Raw genomic sequence first — 26,005 nt, 5'->3', positions numbered from 1 at the left:
TATTAAGATTTTGAAAACGTTGGTATCCGTAGATTTGTCGAATGTTATACACATTATGCACAGGGGTTGTGGATAACTTTACCCACATGCATTGTGAATAAATTGTTAAGCCGGGGAAGCCTCCGCTTTGACGGCCGAATTTTGCATCCGGACCGCTTGGTTGCAGGCGGATACGAACGCTTTTGCCACTGCGACGAGAACGTCCTGATCGATGCCTGTGTTTTTGAAAACTTCGCCACCTACCGTTACGGTAACTTCCGCTTCGCCGGTAGCTTTTTCCCCTGTGGACAACGAATGCAGCTCCAGGTCGGAGAACTCCACTGGCATCGGCATCGCCTGCTTCAAGCTGTTGACGATCGCCTCGATCGGCCCTTCGCCTGTGCCGGAGTATACTTGCTCCATGCCGGTATCGTTGTGGCGAACCGCAACGGACGCAACGCGGCTGCGGTCGCTGCTGCTGACTACCTGAACATGGGTCAGGGTGAACGCCTCCATCTGCCCTTCGACCGTAGCGCCGACAAGCTCCATCAATTGGTCGTCGGTCACGACTTTTTGCGCATCCGCTTTTTCCTTGAAGCGGGCGTACAGCGCATCCAGCTCTTCGGCAGTCAGTTCTACGCCGAACTGGCCTACGCGGTGCTTGAGCGCATGGCGGCCGGAGTGCTTGCCCAAAATGATCATCGAGCGCGGAATGCCCAGCTTCTCGGGGTCCATGATTTCGTAAGTGCTGCGGTTTTTGAGCAATCCGTCCTGGTGAATGCCCGCTTCATGCTGAAAGGCGTTGCGTCCGACGATCGGCTTGTTGAATGCGATCGGGAAGCCCATAATGCGGCTGACCATTTTGGACGTATTGAACACCTCGCCCGGCACGATGCCCGTCTCCACGCCCATCGTCTGCTTGCGGGTTTCAATCGCCATGACCAGCTCTTCCAGCGAGCAGTTGCCCGCCCGTTCCCCGACTCCGTTCACGGTTACTTCCACATGCGTAACGCCTGCGGCGATAGCTGCCAGGCTGTTCGCTACGGCCAGCCCAAGGTCGTTGTGGCAGTGGGCGCTGTACTCGACCGTATCTCCGCCTCTGACGCCGGCGCGGACTCTGCGGAACATGTTGCCGTACTCCTCAGGCAGCGCGTACCCGACCGTATCGGGGATGTTCAAAATGGTCGCTCCCTCTGCGATAACGGCCTCCAGCACCTCGAACAAAAATTCGTCGCCGGTGCGGGTCGCATCCATCGGCGAAAACTCGACGCGATCCACGAATTGCTTGGCGTAAGCGACCATGGAGCGGGCCATTTCCACGACCTGCTGGCGCGATTTGCGAAGCTGGAAATCCAGATGGATGTCCGAGGAGGAGAGGAACATATGAATGCGGCGCATAGCCGCATCTTCCGTTGCCTTCACTGCGGCGTCGATATCCGCCTTCACCGCGCGGGCAAAGCCGCAGATTTCCACCGTTTGCAGCTCGCGGGAAATTTGCTGCACGGCCTGGAAGTCGCCGGGGCTGGAAATCGGGAAGCCCGGCTCGATCGTATCTACGCCCATTCGGGCCAACTGTCTGGCGATGCGGATTTTTTCCTCCGGGTACAGGGAAGCTCCGGGAGCCTGTTCTCCGTCTCTCAGTGTCGTGTCAAAAATGCGAATGCGGCGATTTTTGTTTTCCATGGTCAACTACCTCCAAAGTTTTTTTAGGTTGTTTCATGTATATGCCATTGCTTTAATTTGAATTTTGCAAAAATTGTTTACAGGTACTTCGGGCCGATCTCCCGCGGAATTCGTCAGCCAGGCGGCATCGGACTGAAGATACGGACCGTTCGCGCACTGCAGTTGCGCCTTTCGGTTCCATTCCTCATTTGCCGATTCCCTCCCTGACTGCAACAAAAAGACCCGCCGTCTCCATCAAAGAGACGACAGGTCCAAAGCCCGGCGCGGTACCACTCTTGTTGGCTTCCTGAAAGAAGCCCACCTCGGACGCCGGCAGCATTCAAGCGCCCGGCGTCACCCGGTCACGGAGGTTAACCGTCCATCCCTAGCGGCCTGTACGGGCCGGTCAGGATGACCGCTTCCAAGCGAGTTCAGGGCGGCCCCGGTCTGCGTCGCATCGTCCCGCAGCTTTCTGTACCGTTAACCTTGCCCTTACTACTCTTGTTCATCGCGTTTGTCGTATATGTGAAAAACCAAAAAAGCCTGCCATCTCTTAACTAAGAGACGACAGGCTGTGCCTTCCGCGGTACCACTCTTGTTGTTCCGAGCATGCTCGAAACCACTCATGTACCCGATCACGGGGGTCAACCGTCAAGACCTACCTGGCTGCCGGATCCTTGGCATCCCTATCAGTCTTACCGCTCCAGGGCGAGTTCAGGCAACGTTTCGGCTGCGTCGCACCAATCCGCAGCTCTCTGAGCGAAACTGTTCATCCTTACTAATCCCGTTCGTTGCGTTTGAAAGTATTGATGTGATTATAATATGCGTATTTTGCAAAGTCAATACTCTATTTTTCCAATTTTTTTGCGGTGACATTTTCCCGGATGATTGATACAATTCATTTCCCATGGACATAAACGCCCCTCGAGCGCGTGCCAAGAAGGTTACCTTTTTGAAGGAACACCTTACTTTTTTTTATGTTCAATCCGGGAAAACGATTTACAATTAAAAATGTAAGCGTTGACACAAATAAGGAGGGTATCTATGTTTAAAAAAAGAACCGCAGCCATGGTCAGTCTTCTTCTTGTAACCGCCTTAACCGCCTGCTCTTCCGGTGGCAATCAAGCTGCGCCATCGACCGGACAAGCCGGTTCCGCCACCTCTCCAAACTCCGCGGCCAAACCGGCGGACAGCGGTAAAAAAGTCGAGCTGCGCATGACCTGGTGGGGCTCGCAAACCCGCCACGATTTGACAATGAAAGCGCTCAAGCTGTTTGAGCAAAAGCATCCCAATATTACGATCAAGCCCGAATATTCAGGATGGGACGGCTATTTTGACAAAATCGCCACTCAGGTTGCAGGCGCCAACGCCCCCGATCTGATTCAGATGGATTACGCCTTTTTGACCGATTACGCCAAGCGCGGTGCGCTGCTTGATTTAAATCCGTACATGGACAAGGAACTGAAGACGGCCGATCTGGACAAAAGCATGATTACAGCCGGTACCGTAGACAATAAGCTGTATGCCGTAACTTTGGGCGTGAACGCTCCGGCTGTCGTGTACAACGCCTCCGTATTTAAAGAACTGGGCATCGCCGAGCCTCAGCAAAACTGGACGTGGAAAGATTTTCAGGATATTTCCGCAAAAATCGCCGCGGCCAAAGGCAAAGGATACTTCGGCACGTTCGACATCGCCGGCACGACGAACATGTTCGAGCTCTTTGTCAGGCAGCACGGAGCGTCGATGTTCAAAGACAACCAAGTCGGCTTCACGAAAGATATGCTGAGCGAATGGTACAACATGTGGGCGGGTATGCGCAAAAACGGCAGCGCCACTACGCCCGAGATTACGGCGGCAACGACGAACGCGCTGGAGACGAGACCGATTTCCCTGGGCACCGCCGCCATGGACTTTGCTTTCTCCAACCAGGTGAGCACGTTCCAGAAGGTGATCAAAAATCAGAATGACAAAATCAAAGTGCAAGTTCTGCCCCACCTGGAAGGCGAAAAGAAAAACGGCGAATATTTGAAACCAAGCATGTTCATTTCCGGCTATGCCAAATCCGCCCACCCTGCGGAAGTTGCGATGGTGATCGATTTCCTCGTCAACGACCCTGACGCGGCGCAAATTCTCGGCTCTGAGCGCGGCGTGCCGATCAACGCGCAAATTCGCCAGAAATTGAAATCATCGCTCTCGGAAGGCGATCAGATGATTTTTGATTTTATCGATACGGTTTCCAAAAATTCGAGCAACATCGATCCGCCATACCCGCAGGGCTATGCGGAAATCGACAAAAACTTCACCGTATCGGCGCAAAAGGTCGGCTTCGGCCAATCTTCCATCGACGATGTTGCGAATCAATTCGTCACAAGCTCGAATCAAACATTGAGCAAAAACAAATAGCGGCAGCCACCCGGTAACCGTAAACCCGCTTTACGGTTACCGTATTCTTATAGCGAAGGCGGATACGATTATGAATTCATCAACCACTTCCATCGCGTCGGCTGCACAATTGCAGGCGAGAGCGAAACGGCGTTACCGGCAAAACGGAATTGCCGCATTGTTTCTGGCCCCCTGGTTTATCGGGGTGCTTGTTCTGACGGTAGGCCCTATGCTGGCATCGCTTTATTTTTCGTTTACCGACTATACGATTTTAAACAGTCCGACATGGGTCGGCAGCTCCAACTACACGACGCTGTTCACTCAAGACCCGCTGTTTTTGACATCGCTCAAGGTGACTTTTATCTATGTATTTTTGTCGGTTCCCTTCAAGCTGGCGATTGCCCTTGGGGTAGCCGTGCTGCTGAATAAAGGCATCCGCGGCCTCGGCATATACCGGACTGTGTACTACATTCCTTCGCTGCTCGGCGGTAGCGTGGCCATTGCGATTCTATGGCGCAAAATGCTCGGCGGCGACGGCCTGCTGAACCAACTGCTGCTGCATGTCGGCATTCAAGCTCCGGATTGGGTGTCCAACCCGAAATATGCGCTGTATTCGATCATCATGCTATCGGTCTGGCAGTTTGGATCTTCCATGATCATTTTCCTGGCCGGTTTGAAGCAAATTCCCGTAGAGCTCTATGAAGCTTCGGCTGTCGACGGCGCCAAGCCCGCAAGGCAGTTTTTTTCGATTACGATTCCGATTCTTACTCCGGTTATATTCTTTAATCTCGTCATGCAGATCATCTCTTCCTTCCAATCGTTCACTCAGGCATATGTCATCAGCAACGGCACTGGCGGACCGATCAATGCGACCTTGATGTATTCCTTGTATTTATACAAAAAAGGATTTTCGTTTTTCCAAATGGGATATGCCTCGGCCATGGCCTGGGTGCTGCTCGTCATTATCGGCGTTATGACCGTGTTCGTGTTTAAAACGAGTCAATCCTGGGTGCACTATGAGGATGGAGGGAAATAGCTTATGGAAACGACAACGGGCAGACTGCCCATTCTCAAGCATGCGCTGATCATCGTCATCGCTTTCGTCATGCTGTATCCCGTGCTGTGGATGCTCGGCAGCTCCTTCAAGCCGGCCAACCAGATTTTCACGGAAACATGGATCTGGCCCCGGCAGTGGGTGCTGGACAATTACTCGAAAGGCTGGGCAGGCGCAGCCGGCAATCCGTTTTCCACCTTTTTGACCAATTCGTTGATCGTCTCTATATTCGCTGTGCTCGGCAACGTCATTTCCTGCTCCATGGCAGCTTACGCCTTTGCTAGACTTGACTTCCGCTTTAAGGCGCTGTGCTTCGGACTGATGCTAATGACCATTATGCTGCCGCATCATGTTACTTTGATCCCGCAATATATTTTGTTCAACAAGCTGGGCTGGGTGAACACCTTTTTGCCGTTAATCGTGCCCAAATGGCTTGCGACGGACGCGTTTTTTATTTTTTTGACGATCCAGTTTATCCGCGGTTTACCCAGGGAACTCGACGAATCGGCGACGATCGACGGCTGCGGACCGATCCGGATTTACACCCGAATCATCATTCCTTTGGCGCTTCCGGCGCTGATTACGACGGCCATCTTCACCTTTTTATGGACGTGGGACGATTTTTTCAGCCAGCTCATTTATTTGAGCGAAGTGAGCCGTTACACGGTTCCGCTCGGTTTGCGGCTGTTTCTGGATGCAAGCTCGCAGTCGGATTGGGGACCTATGTTCGCGATGTCCGTCCTGTCGCTGATCCCGTGCTTCGTTATTTTTATCGTCTGTCAAAAATACTTTGTCGAAGGAATTGCGACATCCGGCATTAAGGGCTAAAATCGAAAGTAATTTGCCAACAAGATTAATTGCCTACAAGAATGGATGATGCTTAGATGATGCGAGCGCTCTGGATGCAGATGAAGGCCGTTTTGAAGCGGAGCAAGCTTTCCACGTTGATGATTACCTGTTTTATATGCTTGAACCTGCTCGTGCTGATCGGCATTATCGGTCTGGCCTATCAGGCCTTTTCCGGGGTTACTTTTACCGAAATCAGCAAGGCCAGGCTTGCGCTGCTCAACGAAAGCACCCGCCGGGGCTTCGATTTTATTACGAACGTCTCCGGCATCGCCTACTCCACGGTAAGCAACAAGGAAATCGTCGAAAAGCTGGAGTCACCGCATCCGACCAAATTCGAAATCGTCAGCAACCGGCGGGACATATCGGACATTTTGCATCATTCGCTTGTGGTCAACAACGGCATTTCTTCACTTGAAATATATTCCGACGCCTTCAACGCCGCTCCCTACAGCGCCACGGATCTCGTCTTTCCGATCAGTCACATATCGGGGAAATTTTGGTTCGACAAACTGAAACAGGCGGACGCGATCTGGCTGTCGGAGCAGGAAAACGACGTGCCCAATTCGCTGATCGGCTACGTCCAGCATCTGTTCAACAGCAAGGGCGAGACGATCGGCTACGTGCTGATCCGCATGTCGGCCGCCGATGTGATGCACAAATTCGCCGACGTTCCGATGTCGCTCGACGGGCAGGTGCTGCTCGTCGACACAGCCGGCAAAGTGATCGTGCAGGTCAACGATTCGACGGCGTTCGATAAAGAGCCCGTGCTGGACGCCGGCTGGCTGTCCAAGCATTCGGACGGGCTTAGCGACGGCTCGGAAATTTATCAAAAGGGCGGCCAGTCATATTTGGTCATGTTCTCCAAGCCAAGCACGGTGCAGTGGCGGCTCGTCCAGATCATTCCGGTGAGCATGCTGCTGGCCAGCACTCAAAAAGCCGGCTGGTACGTACTCGGCATCGGCGGGCTCAGCCTGCTCGTCTCCGGCGTGCTGGCCTACGTGTTCGTCAAAAACATGATCACACCGCTGCGCCGGATGATGATCGAGATGAAAAAGCTGGAGCGCGGGGATTTCCGGGCCCAAGTGAAAAGCTCGTTTACCGAGGAATACGTCCAGCTGTCCTTCGGCTTCAATCACATGGTAACCCGGCTGCAGGACTTGATGGAGAGCGTGCGCACGGAAAGCAAGGCGAAGCGCGAGGCGCAGACGAGCCTGCTGGAAGCGCAGATCAAGCCGCATTTTTTATACAATACGCTGGATATGATCCACTGGCGGGCGCTGGATTACAACGCGCATGATATCAGCTTTATGATCAATCAGCTCGGCAAACTGCTGCATATCGGCTTAAGCGGGGGCAAGCTGTTCATCCGGCTGCGGGACGAGCTTGAGCACGCCCGCTGCTACGTCAGCATCCAGAAGGAGCGGCTGCCTTTTGCCATCATCTTTACCGAGCATATAGAGCCGCACATGAAGAGCTACTATATACCTAAAATTATTTTGCAGCCGATCATTGAAAATGCCGCCATTCACGGCAAGCCCAAAGATCCGGCCGAACCTCTCGAAATCCGGCTGGAAATTCGCGAAATCCAGGGGCCCGGCCATTCGAAAATGCTGGAAATCCGCTTAAGCGACAACGGCGAAGGCTTCCCGGAAGGTTGGGATATGGAGAAGTCCAAAGGGATCGGAATCCGCAATGTGCACAACCGCATCCAGCTGTTTTGCGGCCCGCGCTTTGGTTTGCAAATGTCCAACAGGGAGCCCCGCGGGGCTCTCGTCACGATCCTGCTGCCGGTCATCGAGAGCGAAGAGCAGTTAAAACAATGGTTGGATGGTGAGAATTCATGAGATCAATTTTGCTTGTCGATGATGAGGAAGCTATTCTCAAAGCCTTGTCCAAGCATGTCGATTGGGCCTCGATGAATATCCGCATTGCCGGAACGGCGAAGGACGGCATAGAAGCTTTTGAAGCTTACAAAACGCTCCGGCCCGATATGCTGATGACCGATGTGTTCATGCCGGGCATGGACGGCATCCAGCTCGTGCAATCGATCCGGGGAGAAAACGCGCACATCCCGATCATTATCCTGAGCGGCTACGAGGAATTCGAAAATGCGCGCCAGGCGATGCGCTGGGGCGTGAATCATTTTTTGACGAAGCCTTCCAGCGTAAGCGAAATTGAAGCGGTTGTGAAGGAAATTAACCAGGAGCTGGATGTGATTGAGCAAAAGCAGCGGCTGGAGGAGCACTACAGACGGGAAATCGGCCTGATGCTGCCCTACCTTCGGGAGAAGCTGTTTTTTGAAATTTTAACGACCCGCTATTCCCCTGGCGAGCTTCCACCTGAACGATTGGAATATTTGGAAATCCCCCGGCCGCAAAAGGTGATTGCCGTCAGCCTGCGCATCGCGCGCCCCTCCTTCGCCTCGAAGCTAAAGGAACGCGACTGGCAGCTGCTGAAATTCGGCGCAGGCAATATTGTCCGGGAAATGATCAAGGAAGAGCTTGCCGCCTATCCAAGCCTGAGCGGTCATGTGCTCGATTATTCCGATCACCTGTTTGTTCTGCCGCTGCTCAGCGGGACGGCCGATCAGGAAATTTTGTACGGCGCGGCTGAAATGATTGCCCAAAAGACGATCGAGAAAATCAGAATTTATTTGAAAATCGAAGCTTCCGCCGGGATCGGCTCGGTAAAAAACGGCCTGAACGAGCTGATCGACTCGTATCTGGAGAGCCGGGAAGCGCTCGAAGCGCTGGAGTTTCACGATTCCAGCACCGTGTACCAGTTCCGCGATTACGCCGAGTACCAGACGGCTGCGGATCATTTGGCGCCGCTGCTGCATCATTGGGGCGAAGCGCTGGCCGCAAAAGATTGGAACAAAGCCGGCGAAATCTGGCAGTCGATTTATGACCGCATGCTGGGCAGCCCGGGGATTTCCCTCACCGATATCCAAACGGTATGCGTGACCTTGTTCAGTTCCTTGACCCACTATTGGAACGATCAGTTTCCGCTGATCGAGCCGCCGCGCACGATGTCGCAATTTTTGCAGGAAATCCAGCAGCACTATACGCTGAAGCCTTTGGCCATGTGGATGAACGGTTTGGTGAGCGAGTGGATGCAGTGCGCGGCGCAGGAGCTGTCGGGGAAAAAGAGCAATCCGCTGGTGAGCAGCGTCAAACAGTATGTGGAGCAAAATTACATGCGGGAGATCAGCTTTGCGGCCATCGCCAAAGATTTGTTCGTCCATCCGAAATATTTGAGCGCGCTGTTCAAGCGGGTGACCGGGGAAAATTTCGTCACCTATTTGAACCGTTACCGCATCGGCAAAGCGATCGAACATCTGCAATCCGGCCAGCACATGGTCTACGAAGTAAGCGAAATGGTCGGCTTCAACAACACGACATATTTCAGCCAGGTGTGCAAGCTGATTACGGGCAAAAGCCCGTCCGATTTTTTCAAGCCATAGGCTTGCCGCCAGCCGCCGCCCAATGGCGGCACTGGCTTGTAAAGGCTCTATTACTGCATATACTGCATGCGATAATTCGCTAACAATGTACTCTCAATAGGCGCTTTTAGTGTGTTTAATTCTTGAAGCAGTGCTTCATATGTTTCTTGTTTCAATTCATATAAAGGCTGTGAATCATCTAATGATTGAATATAGGTTATTCGGAAACCTGTAGGCGGATGGGATGCATCCAGTCTTGAACCGGATGCTGCTTTGATACGTTTAATTCTTTCCAACTCTTTAGCGGGCATATTATGGATGTACTCCTGCAGCGTTTCAAAAAAATGGCCATCTTGCTTCGTATTGATCACCTTTAATACGGAAAATTGAAACATTTCTCGCAAATGCAGCTTGTGAAGCAAGGACATCTTGAATGTTTTACCTGCAGTTATTGCTGCATACTGATCAGCCAAATACTCGGCACGCTGGGAATTACGCCAGTTCAGATGGCAAAGGATATAAAGCCATAGTTCAATCACTTTGGTTGCGAACCAAAGTACGGCATTAGGAATTATCATAAAGATGCTGCCCCTTACATCAAGAGGACGCATTATTTCATGCCAACCGTTCAATGTATCAATGGCGGTGCCAACCACAAGTCCACGCTTCGAGTCCCCATTGATTCCATGAGCGAGTTCGTGAGCAACCAGTGCGACGAATTCTTGCTTATCAAGTATCAATAACAATGGCAGGCCGAGGCGTACGATTTTTTTTCGTTTAAATCCTGCTTGGTAAAATGATGCATTGAACTCCTCGTTGATGATAATTCCGGAAACCTTGTTCGAATTCATGCTGATTGCAATATCATCGATTACTTTATACAAAACCGGAAAGTCGGCTCTTGAGTGTGTGTTTCTTTCCAGCTTTGGCAATTGAGGTTTCGCATACCAAGCGAACAAAAGAATCACAAAGCTTAACAACATCATTATCCAGTTGGGGTAACTTTGCACAAGCAGGTAAACACCACTCAAAAATGCACCAATACTTAATACATGAACACAAGCTGCTAATAGCAGCGTGCATATTTTGCTCAATGACATAGAAGAAACTTGATGTTTTGATTCAATAAATGAGTTAAGCAAATTGAGACCAAGCTTATTCCCGATTGATAGATAAACTTTTTCAAATAGATCAGCAGGCTTAGTCAAGAAAGAATCAGCTTGCAGATTCCAGTTACAGTGTTCACACCACAGGGCATAACCTTTTGTAAATGCTATAGGCTTTTGACATTCGGGGCACTGCTTCTCAGATGTGGATTCTGACGATTTTGACATGGAAGGCTCCTTTCTCGACAGCAGATATCACTTCATCGAATTTCTATTTATGCCAAGCTTATTCCTCCCAAAAAGATTCAAACTTATAGAGACTTTTCTCATCCAAGAATTGAATAATAATTCGTTATTGTGTATATTTATTCATCATAAACAATTAGGAGGAGCCCCCATGTCTCTTGTCATAAGAAACGCCGAGCCGGATGACGTAAACAATTTAACCGAGTTAATGTATGAATACATAGTTGGTTTTTATCGAAAACCTAGACCGGACATTGAAAAGATACATCGTTTGATTCAAACTCTTTTAGAAACTCAACTGGGTATACAATTTGTAGCGGAAAAAGACGGAAAATTAGTCGGATTCGCTACGTTGTACTTTACATTCAGCACAATGAAAGCAGATAAAATTGCTTTAATGAACGATCTTTTTCTCATTGAGCCATACAGAGATACAGAAGTTGAATCACAATTGTTTTTAAAATGTCAAAATTACTCGCGGGAACACGGCTACGCTCATATGACTTGGATAACAGGTACTGATAATAAACGAGCTCAACGTTTTTTTGAAAGAATGGGGGGCGTTCAAGGGGATTGGATTAATTATTCCATAATCTAGGAAAGGCGTTGCGGTTCCGGGCCATATATGCGAATTAATACGCTGTTTTAAAGCCATCCGGCGGTCTTGAAACGTATTTCAGCATCTTCCATTACCGAGAGCATCTAACCGCCATAGAAAAGCAGATGGATGCCCTCGCTAATAAAATGGAAGAGTATACAATTATTCAATCCATTCCCGGGTAACAGCCCCGATCCCCGATCCCGACATCAATTCTAATCCAGTTTCACTTGGACCGGGTTCGTACGTGAAGTCGTGGTTCCATCCCCCAATTGACCGGAACTGTTCACGCCCCAAGTCCAGACGGTTCCGTCCTTCTTAACCGCAACGGTGTGGCTGAATGAGCCGGCGATAGCAACTACATCCTTCAAACCCTCGACACGCTTCGGTTCTGTCGGGAATGAAGTGGGGTTACTCTCAAGGCGGCCCCCCGACACCACGTTATTGGGCCCAAGTGTCCAGACGGTTCCGTCTTTCTTAAGTACGCTGGAGAAATCGATATCAGCGACGATATCGACCACATCCTTTAGACCCGGAACCGGTGTCGGCTCATAAATTTTCGGTTCGCTGAGGCCTAGTTGACCTGTATTGGTACCCCAACTTAAGACGGATCCGTCCTTCTTGATTGCAAATTGGCCGTACCCTCCGGATATTACTTTCGCTACATCCCTCAATCCGGGTATCGGTTCGGCGACATCATAAAACTTGTGCTCTTTAAGGCCGATTCGGCCAAGATCATTACTGCCCCAGCCCCAGACGGTTCCATCCTTCTTCAAAGCCAATACGGCATCTTGACCGACGAAGAAACTTTGAACCGCAATACTCGCGACATTGCTAAAGCCTTCGATTTGTGAAATTTTGGCAGGGTCAATGTTCAACAAGTTGGGAATTGACGTATCCTTATTCCATTGCCATACCGTACCGTCTTTCTTCAGAATGATCAATTTATTATTCGTTTGTGCGATGGAAACCGCATCATGGACGCCTTCAAGCTTCACTGGCTTTCCGTGGCCTGCAGCATATTCCGAAGACAAAGAAGGAATCGGCACCCAGACCCAGACGGTACCGTCTTTGAGCATGGCTGCTTGAAAGCCGAATCCGGCTTCAAACCTGCTTACATCGTGTAATTCGGGAAGTTGCTGCGGTTCCTTTCCTTTCTCGGAGTAGGAGCGGTTCGGATCCGGACTCGTCATCCAGCTCCATACCGTTCCATCCTTTTTAACAAACATACTGAGCCCTCCGGGATACACTTGGGCAATATCTTTCATCTGACCCACTCGGACAGGAGTGCTCCCATTCGGAGACCCTCCCCAGTACCAAATGTCTCCGTTGTCGTTATATGCAACGTCGACACCCCCTGTTTCTACATGCATGCGATCGGTAGCCTGCACTCCGGCGGGTGTCGATTCGGCATAGGCCGAAGAACCGAACGCAGCGGTCAGTACCGCGGCCAACAGCAATGGTCGTACAAACCGATTGTTACTTTTACTTTTTGCTTGCATGAAATGCTCCTCCTAATTGGGTGGTATAAATTCCCATAAGCAAAATCCAAATATTTAGACGCGACATATATGGAAAAAGTTTCATTGTAGTGAGTGCTCGTTCTCATGCAGAAGTAGATGCTATCGTAATCGATCTGAATTTTTCTTTCTTTTCCGCAAAAATGACCAGATGATATATGTACAAATCGAACTTATTAGCAGAGCCAAACTAATCAGGAAAAAACGATCGGCCAAATTTGTCGCATTGTTTTGTTGTATTAACATCTCTGGAGTTGGATCCTGGTAAGGGATTAATGGGTGTATATTCATACCGGTAATGAAAGTGAGTACAGATAAAGCAAATAAGGACAGCCAAGCGATCTTTAATATTTTCATTTCTGCTTCCTTTCAGAAAACGTTAAAATCCAGACCTTATTGTAGTTGACTAAGAAATTCCCGCGTTCTTTGATTGGTTTTCAAATCAGGTTTTGGTTCAAATGTTTATTGCTCTTCAATATGTTCTGAACCACCCAAATCTTCCGGAGGAAACCTATGAATATCGGATAATATTTTCGCAAAATAAATAAGTATAGACTGATTTACTTTCATCACCGGCGAACCATCGAAACTGGTTAACAACACTTGATTGGAATTTTTATCCAACCCCCAACCCATAGGCCGCGATACCGATAAACCTTGGTTGAACAACGCCTTCAACAGCTTATATTGACACTCAACATTTGGCTTTGAAGACCTATTCCATACTTTGAGCACAAAACTGGTTTCATCAAAACAAATCTTTGCCACTTCCGCCTCAAGCCCTGAATTTAAAGGGACTACGGTTAGTGAGCTGCTGTATTCTAAAAGCGAATCAACGAGCTGGTCTTTTTCTACCCAACTAATATCTCTGATTGGATTCATGGTATTTTTCCTTTCGCTAAGCGGATGCTGCTCCAAGCCTCGCAATCCCGAACGTGAAATAAAAAGCCAGGCAGCCTCATTTAATCCCATGGGAGTACAGTAAGATTCGGCCAGTTCGTTTTCCACCGAAGTACTTTCTTTTCGTATATCTCTTTTGTGATTTGGGCTTTGTTTGCCCTTACAATTAAACCGAATAAATCATTTAATCCAAAAGGCGCGTACAATCTCCATGTTTCGTTTTCATTTTTTCTCAATCCGATTGCAGTAGCTGTTGTAGGCCAAATATTAATTGCCTCTTCAAGCGAAAGATACGGAGCTATCGCGTAACCGAAATGTTGCTCATACCATAGATGGACACGCGCTTGATTTTTGACATCAACACTTATTGGAAGATCGCCGAATAGACCTTTGACTCGTTCTATGACCGTGCACTCCTTTTCATACGATAGGTCCGAGTCGAAATAGACAAAATCAATGTCTTTAATACCTCTATTAACCGGAAACCCGCATTGGCGGTTCCAAACACTTTGAGTTATGCAACCCGCGCCTATATAATAATGCTCTATTTTAAGTTCGGGAGCTTTTCTAATAACAGCATCCAAAACAGGATTCATCTGGATAATCGATATATTCATAGATCGCCCTCTCCTCCGGATAAGGGTATGATCCCGCACATGACTGTAAACGGTATGGGGACATTTTAGCATTTTAAAAAACAAGTGATTATATTTTTATATCATGTTAGCATTCGAAATGTAAGAAATATCATACAGAGAGGACAAAGAAAATATGAATCTTAAAGTCGAAACTCTTCTAAAATATCGCATCGCGTATGTGCGACAAGTAGGTCCCTATGGCCCTGGAAACATTCAAGCAATGGAAAAATTAAAAAAATGGGCCAAGGAGAAAAATCTGCTTGGCAAATCGGCCATACTGCTGGGAATTCCGCAAGATAACCCGGAAACGACACTTCCTGAAAACTGTCGATATGATGCTTGTATGGTCATTTCCAACGATTATCAAATGGATAATTCCATTTGCGAAAGTGAACTTTCCGGCGGAAACTATGTTACTTGCAAAATCAAACATACGGCAGAAGACATTCAAAAAGCATGGGCTGAAATTTTTCCGTCTTTACAAAACAGCGGATATCAAATTGACAACAAACCGATTTTTGAAAGATACACAGGCGATATGATTTACAACAATTATTGCGAGATATGTATACCTGTAAAACCGCCTCGTACACACTTATTCAACTAGCCTGCCTGGCCCTCCGAGCCAATCCGAGAACAAAATCCCCCTGCGGCTAGAGCTGGTGCATCTGCTTGGCAATGCAATGAGCAGAAAAGCCTGCAAAAGTGCATCCTTTTGCTCCATTATGCGCCTGCAGCGGGAAATTCCTGCAAATCTGCAGGCTTTTCCGCCCATACATGGGGTCTAGCCCCCTCATCAGCGGAAATTCCTGTACAATTGCAGGCTTTTCCCCAAAACCGACCGTTTCCATCAAAAAAACATGTACTTTCGCAGGTTTTTACGGTTGGAAGGTCGTTGTTGTTCAGGCAGTCAGGCCACTTCACAGACGGCGGCACCGTTCGCTGGACGGCAAAAGAACAAGCGGCCTTGGCAAAAGGGTGGCCAGCAATCTGTGAGTATCGTGACAGCTTGACGAAACGTTAAAAAGGGGTGAGCATCGTTCACCCCTTTTTACAACAAGACGCCTCGCTTGGAGGTGTCTTTCCACTCGGAGGCCGAGCCCCCGGCCGGCTTACCACTCTTCGAGCTTGAGCAGCGGCTCCGCCTTCAGGTCCAGCTCGGCGAACTCGCGCTTTCGCCACTTCAGAAACGCCGCGGCGGCAATCATCGCGGCGTTGTCCGTGCAAAGGCTCAGCGGCGGCACGAGCAGCGGCACGCCCAGCTCGCCGGCGCGCTCGGCCAGCCGGCTGCGCAGCCCTTTGTTCGCGGCGACGCCGCCCGCGAGCAGCAGCTGCCTGGCGCCGTATTCGCGTACGGCGCGGCTCGCCTTCTCCACCAAGACGTCGATGACCGACTCTTGGAAGCCTTTGGCGATTTGCGCGGTTTGCAGCGCTTCGCCGCGCATCCGGGACTGATTCACGACGTTCAGCACCGCGGATTTCAATCCGCTGAAGCTGAAGTCGTAGGAGTCCGCCTCGAGCCAGGCCCGCGGCATCTGGATCTCGTGGTCGGCTTCGCCGGCAAGCCGGTCGACATGAGGGCCGCCCGGATATGGCAGGCCCATGGCCCGCGCGACTTTGTCGTACGCTTCGCCCGCGGCGTCGTCGCGGGTCCGGCCGATGATCCGGAACTGCCCCGGGCCCTCCATATGAATGAGCTCGGTATGGCCGCCCGAGACGACAAGCGCAATCAGCGGGTACTCCAGTTCATGGGCGAGCTGATTGGCGTAGATGTGCCCGGCGATATGATGGACGCCGATCAAAGGCAGCTCCAGCGACAGGGCAAGCGCCTTCGCGGCCACGACGCCCACCAGCAGCGCGCCTACGAGCCCGGGCCCCTGCGTGACGGCTATCGCGGATAAGTCCCGCAGCGGCACTCCCGCTTCCTGCACCGCTTCCTGCAGCATCCACGTAATCGACTCCACATGCTTGCGGGACGCCACTTCCGGTACGACGCCGCCGTAGCGCTGATGCGTTTCGATCTGGCTGGACACGACGTTGGCCCGGATGATTTTGCCGTTCTCGACAATAGCCACCGACGTTTCATCGCAGCTCGTTTCGATCGCCATAATATAGACAGGCTTTGCGGAACCCGCTTCCTGTTGTACGTTCGTTTCCGTTGTCAATTGGTTCACCTATTCCATGCGGTCTCCGGCTTCGAGACCGTCGCTTCTTTTCTTGGACTTGGGCAGATCCGCCCACATAATGATCGCGTCCTCGCGGTTATCGGTATAATAACCTCTTCTTAGACCGACCGAACGGAAGCCGAGCTTCTCATACAGGCTTTGCGCCACAAAATTCGAAGCCCGCACTTCCAGCGTCATACGGATGGCGCCCAAGAAGGCCGCCGTCCGCATCATTTCGCGCAGCAGTCGCTCGCCGAACTTTTGCCCCCGGTACGTATGGCGAATCGCGATATTCGTCACATGGGCTTCTTCCATGATCAGCCACATGCCGCCATAACCGGCTACTTCGCCGGCGACGTCGAGAACCATATAGCGGGCGAACTGGTTGTTCGTCAGCTCATTGTGAAAGGCGCCCTCGGTCCACGGAGTCGTAAACGCTTCTTGCTCGATTTCGCAAATAAACGGAATATCTTCCAGACGCATGGAACGGAATTCGACCGAGGGTCCGGGTTCTTGCGAATGCTCATGCTGCCGCTCCATCGTCAATCCTCCCCTTTTTGCGCCTTTGCCAAAAGCTTGACTTCCGCTTCCGGCAGCTGCGTGTAGTTCGGGACAAAGGAATGAACGTCATCCTTTTCCCCATTTGCAAAGCGAGGAAAGGCCAAGCGGCCGATATACTCGGCTTCTATTCGGTATGCAAGCGTGCGAACCGTGCCGGTCGTCCACTGCTCCGTGAAACGCTCGATTTGAGCCGCAAAACTTTCTGTTTCGCCTACAAAAACAATTTGACCCGGGGCCTGTCCGGCTTCCGCGGCGAGGGCCAGCAGCTGTTCGGTCCACGCGCCCATCAGCCGTATGCCGTCAGGCATCATTTCCCGCCACACGTCCGGCCCGGCTTGACCCGAGCCCGCAACGCCGCGGTCTTCATAGACCGCCGTAAACGCCTGCGTCCGTCTGGCATCCATGAGCGGCACGATCCAGGCCGGCCCTTGCGCGCCGCGGCTCTCCTGCTCTTGGGCCAACGTGTGAGCGCCTCCAAGCGCCATCGCTTCGAGGCTGGAGACGCCGAGCAAATCAAGGCCGAGCGACCATGCCAATGTTTTGGCTACGGAAACGGCGATCCGGACCCCGGTATAGGAGCCCGGCCCCATTCCGGCAGCGACGGATTGCAAATCGCGCGGTCTTAGGCCGTGCGCCTCAAGCAGCTTGTGAATATGCGGAAGCAGCCCGATCGAGTGATTGCGTTCCGCCTGGGAATGCTGCTCTCCGACCAGTTCGCCGCCGCGCAGTAAGGCCACTGTCATCGAGGAGGTCGATGTATCCATTGCCAGACAATATCCTGAATTTTGTCGTGTCGTTTCTGTCATTGTAAATGTCCGTTCTCCTTCATTTGTCGGCACCAGGCCGTATACGGCTCTCCGTGCGGCGTCAGCCGGAACACGCGGGATGGATCGCCCGAATTTTCGATATATATGCCAAGCCTTTGCTGCGGAAGCAGATCTTCGATCAGCACCGACCATTCGATCAGCGTGACGCCGCCGCCGTAAAAATACTCGTCCAGCCCCAGCTCGTCGGCTTCCTCTTGCGAAATGCGATACATATCCATATGGTAAAAAGGGAGCTGCGCCCCCTCATATTCTTTCACTATCGTAAAAGTCGGACTATTCACGATTTCACTTACGCCGATGGCTCTGCCGAAGCCTTGGGAAAATCTCGTCTTCCCGGCCCCGAGGTCGCCGTCCAGTGTAATGACCGCGCCGGGCTCCAAATAAGGCGCAAGCAGCCGGGCCAGCTTTTCCGTATCGTCTTCGCTCAGGGATTTGTATGTGTACGCCGCTTGATCCAGCTTCCTCAACTCTTTCCTTCCGTTTCCTTGTACTGCTGCTCCTATTATAGTCCTCGTCCGCAGCCGCAGCAACTCCCAAATACATTTCCCGGTAAAATAGAATGGGTAGCAACTGCCGATTCTGTCAACCGGCGTTCCCATATATATTAAGCCAATTCTCAGTAAACATTCAACTGGCGTTCACCCTGCATTCATGTTGCCGTCCGATGTATATCCTGTGGGCTTTCCGCATTAGCGAATGGAAAAGAGAGGAGAATAATCATGTCCCTATCCATCAATCCTTACAGTACCGGTTCTTCCTATTCGACGACGCAGTCGGACAGCTCGAATACGGTCACAGGCCGCCATCACTCCCATCATCCGACCTCCAAAAGTTCAGCGGACAAAGAGCAAGGAACAGCTTCCGATTCCGTACAACTGAGCCCGGAGATGATGGATTATTTATCGGGCTGCCAGAACCAGGCTCCAGTATCGACAGGCAACTACGGTTCCGATTCCAACGATACGGCGCTGACGGCGGAGCAAAAGAAAATGATGTTGACCGACATGCAAAAGAGGCTGAGCTCGCTCTCCTCTTCCCAGACAAGCGATTCGAGCGGTAATGGCGCTGACGGCGCGACTGATGCCATTGCGACGGTCAAAAGCGAGCTGTCCGGCTTCGATGCCTCCAGTGCGACCGATTCCCAAGTATCGGATCTGTTCGACGAAGTGATGCAAACGCTGAAAAGCTCCCGCCCTTCATTCAATGGCGATAACGCTCAACCGCCCGCAGGCGGACCCGGACTGCCGCCGATGATGAAAGCGATGGGCGGGATTACGCCTCCTTTTGCCTGGGGCTTGAACGGCTCTCAGGAAGATTCCGAACAAAGCAATGACGCCGCTAATACGCTTACGACGGAACAAAAGAAATCGATTTTGGCCAACATCCAAAACAAGCTGAGCTCGCTTGACTCCATCGAATCAGGCTCAGGCGAGTCGGCCAATAGTGCTGGCACCGGCAGCGCGGCCAAAACGATCTATACGATCAAAAATGCGCTGTCAGGCTTCGATTCGTCAACAGCAACCGATCAAAGCGTATCGGATTTGTTCGACGAAGTCACGCAAGCGATGGAACAATTTGCTTAAAGCAACCGGATTCGCCGGATAGCCCACACTACATACGACGAGCAGCACAAAAAGCCCATCCGGAGCAAGGGATGCTATTCCCTGTCCGGCATGGGCTTTTGCCGTGTGCGCTTCTTTTTAGAACACTTCCTCCAGCTCCTCGACGGATACGACGCGCGAGTCGGCCGGATTATGCTCCGCATGTACTTTAGCCGAGTTTTTGGCGGAATCGACACTATCGATCCAGACGGGGACTCCGCTCAGCTCGACCGTAATTTTGCGGCCTTCAGCCAATATTTCCCGGGCACGGTTCACATTCATGACAGCTGCACTCCTTTTCCAAGCGTTTGTCTAGGGCTCATCCACAACAGATTCCGGATGATCCATCGTATCTGTCGTGGATTCTTCGATCAGGCCGTTATGCACCGTTACATTGCCGCCGCCCAACCCTTCGTTGATCATGCGGTCGATGTCCATGAAATAATCTTTTTGCCCCTGGTGGTCCAAATCTTTCTCTGCCTGCGGATTTTCAGCCATCCGACTATTCCTCCTCTATTTGTGTCCATGCTTCCACTTTTAAGTTGCCCCCACAGCGCAAAATCATGCCCGCCGCTCGCCGCTGTCTATCGTATAAAGCCTCTCATCCTGGAGAATACTGTATAAGAACAATTGATAGAATCAACCTTTTTTGGAGGGAGTCGGCATGCATACCGTTTGGAAAGGCGCGATCAGCTTCGGTCTGGTCCATGTGCCTGTGAAAATGTTTTCGGCGACGGAGGATAAAGACATCTCCATGCGTTATATTCACAAAGCTTGCATTACCCCGCTGGCTTATGTACGTAAATGCCACACTTGCGAGAGGGAAGTAGAGTGGGAAGAAATTACGCGGGGCTACGAGTATGAACCGGGGCGGTTTGTGCTTTTTGAAAAAGAAGAGCTTGAATTGATTTCCGGCGAGGCGAACAAGGAAATTAAAATACTGGATTTTGTCAATTTAACGGACATCGATCCGGTATATTTTCAAAAAACGTATTATTTGGCCCCTGGCGAGACCGGAGCGGGAGCCTACAATCTGCTGCTGGAATCGATGAAGCAGTCGGGCAAAATCGGCATCGCCAAAGTATCGATCCGCTCCAAAAGCTCGCTTGCCGCGATCCGCGTCATCGATAACTGCATTGCTATGGAGACGATCTTTTACCCGGACGAGATTCGCCCGATCAATCAAGTCCCCAATTTGCCCGAGCGGATTACGGTGAACGACCGCGAGCTGGAAATGGCAAAAATGCTGATCAACCAGCTCTCCACCCCGTTCGAGCCGGAAAAGTATAAAGACGAATACCGCAGCAGGCTGATGGAGGCCATTGAGCATAAAGTGGCCGGCGAGGAAGTGCAGGCGGCGCCGGAGCTGCAAAGAACGAGCGTGATCGATCTGATGGCCGCGCTTCAGGCCAGTCTGGATGCGGTGAAGCCGCTGGATGCGGAAAAGCTTTTGGCGCCTGAATCCGAGGCCACAGGGAAAGAGAAGGACGCCGCCAAACCGAAGCCGCGGACCCGGAAGGCGAAGTCGAAGGAAAGCATTACCTGAACATGAACACACATTCGTACGGCGGAACGTCTACAAAAGCCTGGATCGAAGGCTGGCGCAGCGTTCTTCCTTCTTGGTAGCGCCATTCGGTGTATTGGATTTTGACCGCTTTTTGCGGCTTTACCCAAAAGGCCCCTCTCATATCCGGATGGCTGTTGAAAAAAGGCTTCTGCATAATCACCGTCGGTTCCAGCTCTTTCGTAAGCCGGACCCACTCGCTTCTGGCCATTTTGCCTGTGCCTACGTGACCGATGTAGTACAGCCGCTGCTTGTCATCGTATACGCCGACCAAAACGGCGTTCACGACGCCGCCGTTCAGCGTATAGCCCCCGATGACGGCAATGATATCACCGTAATTTTTCACCTTGATCCAGCGTTGGTCTTTGCCGTCGGCGGCGTAGACGCTGTTTTTGTTTTTGCTGACGATTCCCTCCATCCCCTGCGACTTCATAAGCTGAAAAAGCTGGCCGCCGTCGGGAAAGGACGGCACTTTTTGCACGGATTCGTTCCCGGCGACAATCCGGTCAAGCAGCGCCAGGCGCTCGGTCAGCGGCCGGCCCGTCACCCATTCGCCGTTATAGTAGAGCACGTCGAATACCATATATGTGATCGGCACTGCCCGGCGTGCCGCTTCGAGCTTATCCGCCCGGCGAATGCCGTCCCGGCGCATCACTTCATGAAAGGATGGCTTGCCTGAAGCGTCCAGCGCGATAATCTCGCCATCCAGAATGACCGATTCGGCCGCGCAGTAAGCGGCGACGTCCGTCAGCTCCGGATAGTTCAGCGTCCGCTCGTTCCGTTTGCGATTGAACAGCCGGCAGCCGCTGCCGTCGTAATAGACGAGCATCCGGACGCCGTCCCACTTCACTTGATGAATCCACTCAGGGCCTTCCGGAGCGGACGCCCCCGATACAGGCTCGAAAGGAATGACCGGTTGAAATTCCATAGTACCTCCGCCATTTGACTCCTGTCATTTTCCATTAGACTCCGCCAAACCGCCCGCTTCTATACGTCCTGCACTGCTGCAAATGTATGGATAGCATGTGCAAAACCTGATCGCCGGCACACCGCCGGGAGCGTACGCCTGCAAAAGTCAGGCTGTTGTTGAGCAGCCCGATGGTGCCTTTGGCGCAGCCATGTGGCCGACCGGCCGCCGTCATGCGGCGCAACACCGCGCACTGGGAGCTGCCGCGAGTGCGCATTCATGAAGCGGGCAGGCAGCAGCCCGAAAACCTGCAAAAGTGCAGGTTTTTTCTGCAAATGCGGTTCATTTTGAGGAAAAACCTGCGATAGTGCAGGAATTCCTGATAAAAATGGGCCTAAACTCGTGAACATGCAAAAAAGCCTGCACTTTTGCAGGAATATTTCGCAACAGCCTCACCGACGAGGAAAAAACTGCACTTTTGCAGGTTTTCTTCGCGTGCTGCACGTTTTGCAGTTATTCTCAGACCGACCAGACCTGATTATTTCCATTCTGGGGGGACGTCTACGGCGACATGAGAGATTTTGCAGCTATTCATCGCGTTGCCGGACAACTGTGCTGCCGGCTCTAGTGTACTCGTTTTTCACCTTGCCGGCAGAAAGCTTCCAAAAAACAAAAAGACTGCCCGCAGGCAGCCTCTTGCATAGGAAAAATTATTGAATGAATTTTACTCTTTCTTCGAGCGGTTGGAACTGTTTTTCGCCTGATGTCACGGTTGGCTTGCCGAAAGGCATCTGCGCGATCAAGTTCCATTCGTTTGGAATGTTCCATGTTTGTTTAACTTCCGCGTCGATCAGCGGGTTGTAGTGCTGCAGGGATGCGCCCAGACCTTCCGCTTCCAGAGCCGTCCAAACGACGAATTGCAGCATGCCGGAGGAATGGCCGGACCAGATCGGGAAGTTGTCCGCGTATGTGGCGAATTGCTTTTGCAAGCCTTCGATAACCGTCTGATCCTCGAAGAACAGAACCGTGCCGTAGCCGCCGGCAAAGCTGTTCACTCTTTCTTCGGTCGAAGCGAAATTTTCGGCTGGAACGATTTTTCTAAGCGTTTCTTTCGTAATGTTCCACAATTTATCGGATTGTTCGCCGAACAGAACGACTACCCGGGCACTTTGAGAATTAAATGAGGATGGCGTATGTTTCACAGCTTCCAATACGATTTCCTGAATTTTCTCGCGCGATACGATCTCTTCTTTGCCCAAGCCATAAACCGAACGTCTTTCTTTTACAGCAGTGAAAAATGGTGTGCTCATTAGCCTTACTCCTCCGATTTCTATTAAAAAATGTGCATCTACAGTCAGTTAGCGGCCCGCAAATCCGTGCGCGCACTGCACCACACCGCCGGCTTTTTCCGGGCTTGTTCAATATAATTACGATTTCATATAAACTATCCTTTTGGATGTCGCTAACTAATTGTAATACACTTTTATTATTATAGATTCAAACCTTTTTGTCAACTTGTTTTTGAGAACATCCGATATTGGAAATACTAGAGCGAATCATTCCCCCCGAAAGGAGCCGCCGCAATGGCAGTTACAACGAAAGGTATTTTGCTTGTAGAAGGCCACGAGTTGACGATAACGAACCCCGGCAAACCTTTGTGGCCCGAGGCAGGAATTACGAAAGCCGATTATTTGGTCAAGCTGACCGAGCTCGCTCCGTTCCTGCTACGGTACTGCCGCAACCGGCATCTGACGACCATCCGCTTTCCCCATGGATACAACGACAAGTCGTTTTACCAAAAAAATGCGCCCGAACCGGTGCCAAGCTTTGTCAATCTGGCCCCGCTGGACGGCATCAATTACGTGAACCTCGACTCGGTCCCGACCTTGATCTGGCTCGGCAATCTCGCTTGCCTGGAATTTCATCCGTCCTTCCACCGCGTCGGCGAGATGCTTCCCGCAGAGTGGGTCATCGATATCGACCCGAGCCTGACGGAGGAGCCGCGGATTATGGAGGCCGCTCTGATCATCGGGGAAATACTCGATTCCCTGCGCATCCAGTCCATAGCCAAAACGTCGGGGGCCACCGGCGTACAGATCTATATTCCGATTCGCCCGGGCTATACGTTTGAGCAATTGCGGCGGATCGGCCATTTTGTCGGAGCTTATGCGGTAAAAAAACACCCCCGTCTCTTCACCATCGAACGGTTCAAGAAGAACAGGGGCGACCTTATTTACATCGATTATTTGCAGCACTGGTACGGAAAAACGCTGTCCGCTCCCTACACGCCGCGCGCCACGAAGCACGCTTCGGTCTCTACGCCGCTTTTATGGAAAGAGGTCCAACTGCGCCCGAAGCCCGGCGAGTTCAATCTGCATACCGTTACGGGCAGGCTGCGGCAGATGGGAGACCTGATCGAGCAGGTCCCGCCGCAAAATCTGGATGCCGTTCTCGAACGGCTGCAATAGCAACACTGCGGCATAAACAGCATCAACGGCATGCCGGCTTCAAAACAGCGGCGATAGCATCCGCGCCAAAACTTCCTTGCCCTTTTCCAACCGGGACCGCTTCTCGAACTCAGCGAGCTTCAGCTCCTCGCTTGCTTTCAGATCCTGCATGAAATCGTCCTCCAGCCGTTCGATCACCTCCCGGTCAAACATGACCGCATTTTGTTCGAAATTGCTGAAAAAGCTGCGCAAATCCATGTTGGCCGTGCCCACCGTAGCCATGATCCGGTCGATAAGCATCACTTTGGCGTGAATGAACCCTTTGCGGTACAAATAAAAGCGGACTCCGGCCTGCATCAGCTCGCGCAAATACGACCTTGACGCGTATTGAACCAGCCGGGAATCGGCTTTGAACGGCAAAATGATGCGGACATCGACGCCGCTGACGACGGCTGTTTTGAGCGCCATGGCGATGCTCGGGTCGGGTATGAAATACGGCGTCGTCATGTAAACCCGTCTTTTCGCGGCGACGATCCCGGCAAAAAACATTTCCTGAATGGAATCCCAATGCGCGTCGGGCCCGCTTGAGATGATCTGCACCAAAGAGGACGGCGGCTGCTCGTGTTCGGGAAACAGGGTATCCTCGGCCGGCCGCTTGCCGCTAACGAACAGCCAGTCGGTCAGGAACGTCTGCTGCAAGCAGTATACCGAATCCCCCAGCAGCTTCAGATGCGTGTCGCGCCAAAAGCCGAGACTGGAATCTTTCCCCAAATATTCATCCCCGATATTAATCCCGCCCAAAAAGCCCGTCAAACCGTCGACGACGACAATTTTACGATGATTCCGGTAATTAAGCCGTTTGTCAAAAAAGGCGATCAGCGGCGGCAGGAACGGGTGCACCTCCGCTCCCGCCTGTTTCAGCTTGTTTATGTACTCGCCCGCCAGCTTGTAGCTGCCGATACCGTCATAAATAATCCTTACTTTGACCCCCTCCCGCGCCTTGCGGATCAGCACCTCCTGAAACTTCGTTCCGATCCGGTCGTGCCTGATCGTGTAGAACTCGAAGTGGATATGCTTCTCCGCTTTTTCAAGCGCCTCAAGCATGGAATCGTAGGTAGCGTCCGCATTCGTCAGCACGACCACCCGGTTGTTGCGCGTAATCGGCGAGCCGGGGATGTTATGGAGCAGGCTGCAAAGCCGCGGTTCCTTGAACAGCTCGCACAGCGAGGCATCGGCCTGGCCGCCTGCCGGGGATACCTGACTCAGCAATTGATGCTGAAGTTCATCGATTTTGCGCGGACCTTTCCGGCGGACCATTTTGCGCTGCGTATATTCTTTGGCTAGAAAATAGTACATGACAAATCCGATGATGGGAAAAATAAACAGAACCAGCAGCCACGCCACCGTCTTCGAAGGCCTTCGATATTCGCCGATCAGGATGGTCGCCGCCTGGAATATGAAGAGCAGCAGCACCATAACGAGCCAAAACACGGCGTCATCTCCTTTGTCTCTCAAAATCCGGCTGAAACACTGCACGCTATGCTGTCGTGTTAGCTT

General features: G+C 51.6%; 24 protein-coding genes and 2 other annotated features. Of the genes, 10 read left to right on the top strand and 14 right to left on the bottom strand.

Annotated elements, in window-relative coordinates; genetic code table 11:
• Positions 1 to 105: 105 nt before the first annotated feature.
• Positions 106 to 1,662, bottom strand: coding sequence for a 2-isopropylmalate synthase (locus tag AC3G2T_RS01465; protein ID WP_474682266.1), 1,557 nt, complete (start codon positions 1,660 to 1,662; stop codon positions 106 to 108).
• A gap of 235 nt (positions 1,663 to 1,897) precedes the next feature.
• Positions 1,898 to 2,159, bottom strand: a binding site (T-box leader).
• A gap of 39 nt (positions 2,160 to 2,198) precedes the next feature.
• Positions 2,199 to 2,442 (bottom strand) — a binding site (T-box leader).
• 243 nt (positions 2,443 to 2,685) lie between these two features.
• Between AC3G2T_RS01465 and AC3G2T_RS01460 the strand changes: the two genes are divergently transcribed.
• The 5 genes from AC3G2T_RS01460 (at position 2,686) to AC3G2T_RS01440 (ending at position 9,389) form a co-directional block, all read left to right on the top strand.
• Entirely contained in the window at positions 2,686 to 4,044 is a 1,359-nt protein-coding gene (locus AC3G2T_RS01460; RefSeq protein ID WP_488434279.1) for an ABC transporter substrate-binding protein, read from the top strand.
• Positions 4,045 to 4,114: 70 nt separating this feature from the next.
• Positions 4,115 to 5,059: a carbohydrate ABC transporter permease gene (locus AC3G2T_RS01455; RefSeq protein ID WP_488434278.1), complete on the top strand. Its 945-nt coding sequence runs from the start codon at positions 4,115 to 4,117 to the stop codon at positions 5,057 to 5,059.
• A gap of 3 nt (positions 5,060 to 5,062) precedes the next feature.
• Positions 5,063 to 5,905 (top strand): carbohydrate ABC transporter permease, encoded by an 843-nt coding sequence (locus AC3G2T_RS01450; RefSeq protein WP_488434277.1) that lies wholly within the window; start codon positions 5,063 to 5,065, stop codon positions 5,903 to 5,905.
• Between the two features lie 56 nt (positions 5,906 to 5,961).
• Positions 5,962 to 7,770, top strand: a complete 1,809-nt coding sequence (locus tag AC3G2T_RS01445; RefSeq protein WP_488434276.1) for a sensor histidine kinase — start codon at positions 5,962 to 5,964, stop codon at positions 7,768 to 7,770.
• The gene (locus tag AC3G2T_RS01440; protein WP_488434275.1) at positions 7,767 to 9,389 is read left to right on the top strand and encodes a response regulator; all 1,623 of its coding nucleotides are present in this window, start codon (positions 7,767 to 7,769) and stop codon (positions 9,387 to 9,389) included. The genes AC3G2T_RS01445 and AC3G2T_RS01440 overlap by 4 nt, the downstream gene beginning before the upstream one ends.
• Positions 9,390 to 9,439: 50 nt before the next feature.
• On the opposite strand, the gene AC3G2T_RS01435 is transcribed toward AC3G2T_RS01440, so the two are convergent.
• Positions 9,440 to 10,702: a M48 family metallopeptidase gene (locus tag AC3G2T_RS01435; protein WP_488434274.1), complete on the bottom strand. Its 1,263-nt coding sequence runs from the start codon at positions 10,700 to 10,702 to the stop codon at positions 9,440 to 9,442.
• Between the two features lie 169 nt (positions 10,703 to 10,871).
• On the opposite strand from AC3G2T_RS01435, the gene AC3G2T_RS01430 reads away from it, so the two are divergent.
• A complete protein-coding gene (locus tag AC3G2T_RS01430; RefSeq protein ID WP_488434273.1) occupies positions 10,872 to 11,318 on the top strand; it encodes a GNAT family N-acetyltransferase in 447 nt (148 codons plus the stop codon).
• Between the two features lie 215 nt (positions 11,319 to 11,533).
• Here the strand turns inward: AC3G2T_RS01430 and AC3G2T_RS01425 are convergent, their stop codons facing one another.
• The 3 genes from AC3G2T_RS01425 to AC3G2T_RS01415 form a co-directional block, all read right to left on the bottom strand.
• Entirely contained in the window at positions 11,534 to 12,820 is a 1,287-nt protein-coding gene (locus tag AC3G2T_RS01425; RefSeq protein WP_488434272.1) for an RCC1 domain-containing protein, read from the bottom strand.
• A gap of 480 nt (positions 12,821 to 13,300) precedes the next feature.
• Positions 13,301 to 13,846 (bottom strand): phosphotransferase, encoded by a 546-nt coding sequence (locus AC3G2T_RS01420; protein ID WP_488434271.1) that lies wholly within the window; start codon positions 13,844 to 13,846, stop codon positions 13,301 to 13,303.
• On the bottom strand, positions 13,801 to 14,355 hold the full coding sequence (locus AC3G2T_RS01415) for a nucleotidyltransferase family protein (RefSeq protein ID WP_488434270.1): 555 nt from the start codon (positions 14,353 to 14,355) through the stop codon (positions 13,801 to 13,803). Before AC3G2T_RS01415 ends, AC3G2T_RS01420 begins: the two co-directional genes overlap by 46 nt.
• 154 nt (positions 14,356 to 14,509) lie before the next feature.
• Between AC3G2T_RS01415 and AC3G2T_RS01410 the strand changes: the two genes are divergently transcribed.
• Positions 14,510 to 14,983 (top strand): AraC family transcriptional regulator, encoded by a 474-nt coding sequence (locus tag AC3G2T_RS01410; protein WP_488434269.1) that lies wholly within the window; start codon positions 14,510 to 14,512, stop codon positions 14,981 to 14,983.
• Positions 14,984 to 15,488: 505 nt separating this feature from the next.
• Here the strand turns inward: AC3G2T_RS01410 and tsaD are convergent.
• The 4 genes from tsaD to tsaE are packed head-to-tail and all read right to left on the bottom strand — an operon-like array spanning position 15,489 to position 18,387.
• Positions 15,489 to 16,541: a tRNA (adenosine(37)-N6)-threonylcarbamoyltransferase complex transferase subunit TsaD gene (gene tsaD, locus AC3G2T_RS01405; protein WP_474682254.1), complete on the bottom strand. Its 1,053-nt coding sequence runs from the start codon at positions 16,539 to 16,541 to the stop codon at positions 15,489 to 15,491.
• Between the two features lie 9 nt (positions 16,542 to 16,550).
• Complete coding sequence (rimI, locus tag AC3G2T_RS01400; RefSeq protein WP_488434268.1) at positions 16,551 to 17,081, bottom strand: ribosomal protein S18-alanine N-acetyltransferase; 531 nt, start codon at positions 17,079 to 17,081, stop codon at positions 16,551 to 16,553.
• Between the two features lie 2 nt (positions 17,082 to 17,083).
• Complete coding sequence (gene tsaB / locus AC3G2T_RS01395; RefSeq protein ID WP_474682252.1) at positions 17,084 to 17,866, bottom strand: tRNA (adenosine(37)-N6)-threonylcarbamoyltransferase complex dimerization subunit type 1 TsaB; 783 nt, start codon at positions 17,864 to 17,866, stop codon at positions 17,084 to 17,086.
• Between the two features lie 38 nt (positions 17,867 to 17,904).
• On the bottom strand, positions 17,905 to 18,387 hold the full coding sequence (gene tsaE / locus AC3G2T_RS01390) for a tRNA (adenosine(37)-N6)-threonylcarbamoyltransferase complex ATPase subunit type 1 TsaE (protein ID WP_488434422.1): 483 nt from the start codon (positions 18,385 to 18,387) through the stop codon (positions 17,905 to 17,907).
• 261 nt (positions 18,388 to 18,648) lie between these two features.
• On the opposite strand from tsaE, the gene AC3G2T_RS01385 reads away from it, so the two are divergent.
• Positions 18,649 to 19,512 (top strand): hypothetical protein, encoded by an 864-nt coding sequence (locus AC3G2T_RS01385; RefSeq protein ID WP_488434267.1) that lies wholly within the window; start codon positions 18,649 to 18,651, stop codon positions 19,510 to 19,512.
• 117 nt (positions 19,513 to 19,629) lie between these two features.
• Here the strand turns inward: AC3G2T_RS01385 and AC3G2T_RS01380 are convergent, their stop codons facing one another.
• Positions 19,630 to 19,812: a small, acid-soluble spore protein, H family gene (locus AC3G2T_RS01380; protein ID WP_474682250.1), complete on the bottom strand. Its 183-nt coding sequence runs from the start codon at positions 19,810 to 19,812 to the stop codon at positions 19,630 to 19,632.
• Between the two features lie 30 nt (positions 19,813 to 19,842).
• On the bottom strand, positions 19,843 to 20,028 hold the full coding sequence (locus tag AC3G2T_RS01375; RefSeq protein ID WP_474682249.1) for a hypothetical protein: 186 nt from the start codon (positions 20,026 to 20,028) through the stop codon (positions 19,843 to 19,845).
• A 166-nt stretch (positions 20,029 to 20,194) separates the two neighbouring features.
• Between AC3G2T_RS01375 and ku the strand changes: the two genes are divergently transcribed.
• Positions 20,195 to 21,076 carry a non-homologous end joining protein Ku gene (ku, locus tag AC3G2T_RS01370; protein ID WP_488434266.1) on the top strand — a complete coding sequence of 294 codons (882 nt, stop codon included), beginning with the start codon at positions 20,195 to 20,197 and terminating at the stop codon, positions 21,074 to 21,076.
• On the opposite strand, the gene AC3G2T_RS01365 is transcribed toward ku, so the two are convergent.
• Together AC3G2T_RS01365 and AC3G2T_RS01360 are read right to left on the bottom strand one after the other, a co-directional pair.
• Positions 21,069 to 22,022, bottom strand: a complete 954-nt coding sequence (locus AC3G2T_RS01365) for an ATP-dependent DNA ligase (RefSeq protein ID WP_488434265.1) — start codon at positions 22,020 to 22,022, stop codon at positions 21,069 to 21,071. The genes ku and AC3G2T_RS01365 overlap by 8 nt on opposite strands.
• Before the next feature lie 689 nt (positions 22,023 to 22,711).
• A complete protein-coding gene (locus AC3G2T_RS01360; protein ID WP_474682245.1) occupies positions 22,712 to 23,311 on the bottom strand; it encodes a nitroreductase family protein in 600 nt (199 codons plus the stop codon).
• A 273-nt stretch (positions 23,312 to 23,584) separates the two neighbouring features.
• Here AC3G2T_RS01360 and ligD point away from each other — a divergent pair, with 273 nt between their 5' ends.
• A complete protein-coding gene (ligD, locus tag AC3G2T_RS01355; RefSeq protein WP_488434264.1) occupies positions 23,585 to 24,469 on the top strand; it encodes a non-homologous end-joining DNA ligase in 885 nt (294 codons plus the stop codon).
• A gap of 39 nt (positions 24,470 to 24,508) precedes the next feature.
• Here the strand turns inward: ligD and cls are convergent, their stop codons facing one another.
• Positions 24,509 to 25,939 (bottom strand): cardiolipin synthase, encoded by a 1,431-nt coding sequence (cls, locus tag AC3G2T_RS01350; protein WP_474682243.1) that lies wholly within the window; start codon positions 25,937 to 25,939, stop codon positions 24,509 to 24,511.
• Between the last annotated feature and the right edge of the window lie 66 nt (positions 25,940 to 26,005).

The organism is Paenibacillus sp. sgz302191, assembly GCF_057749925.1.
This window is presented reverse-complemented; position numbering and strand designations above follow the sequence as displayed.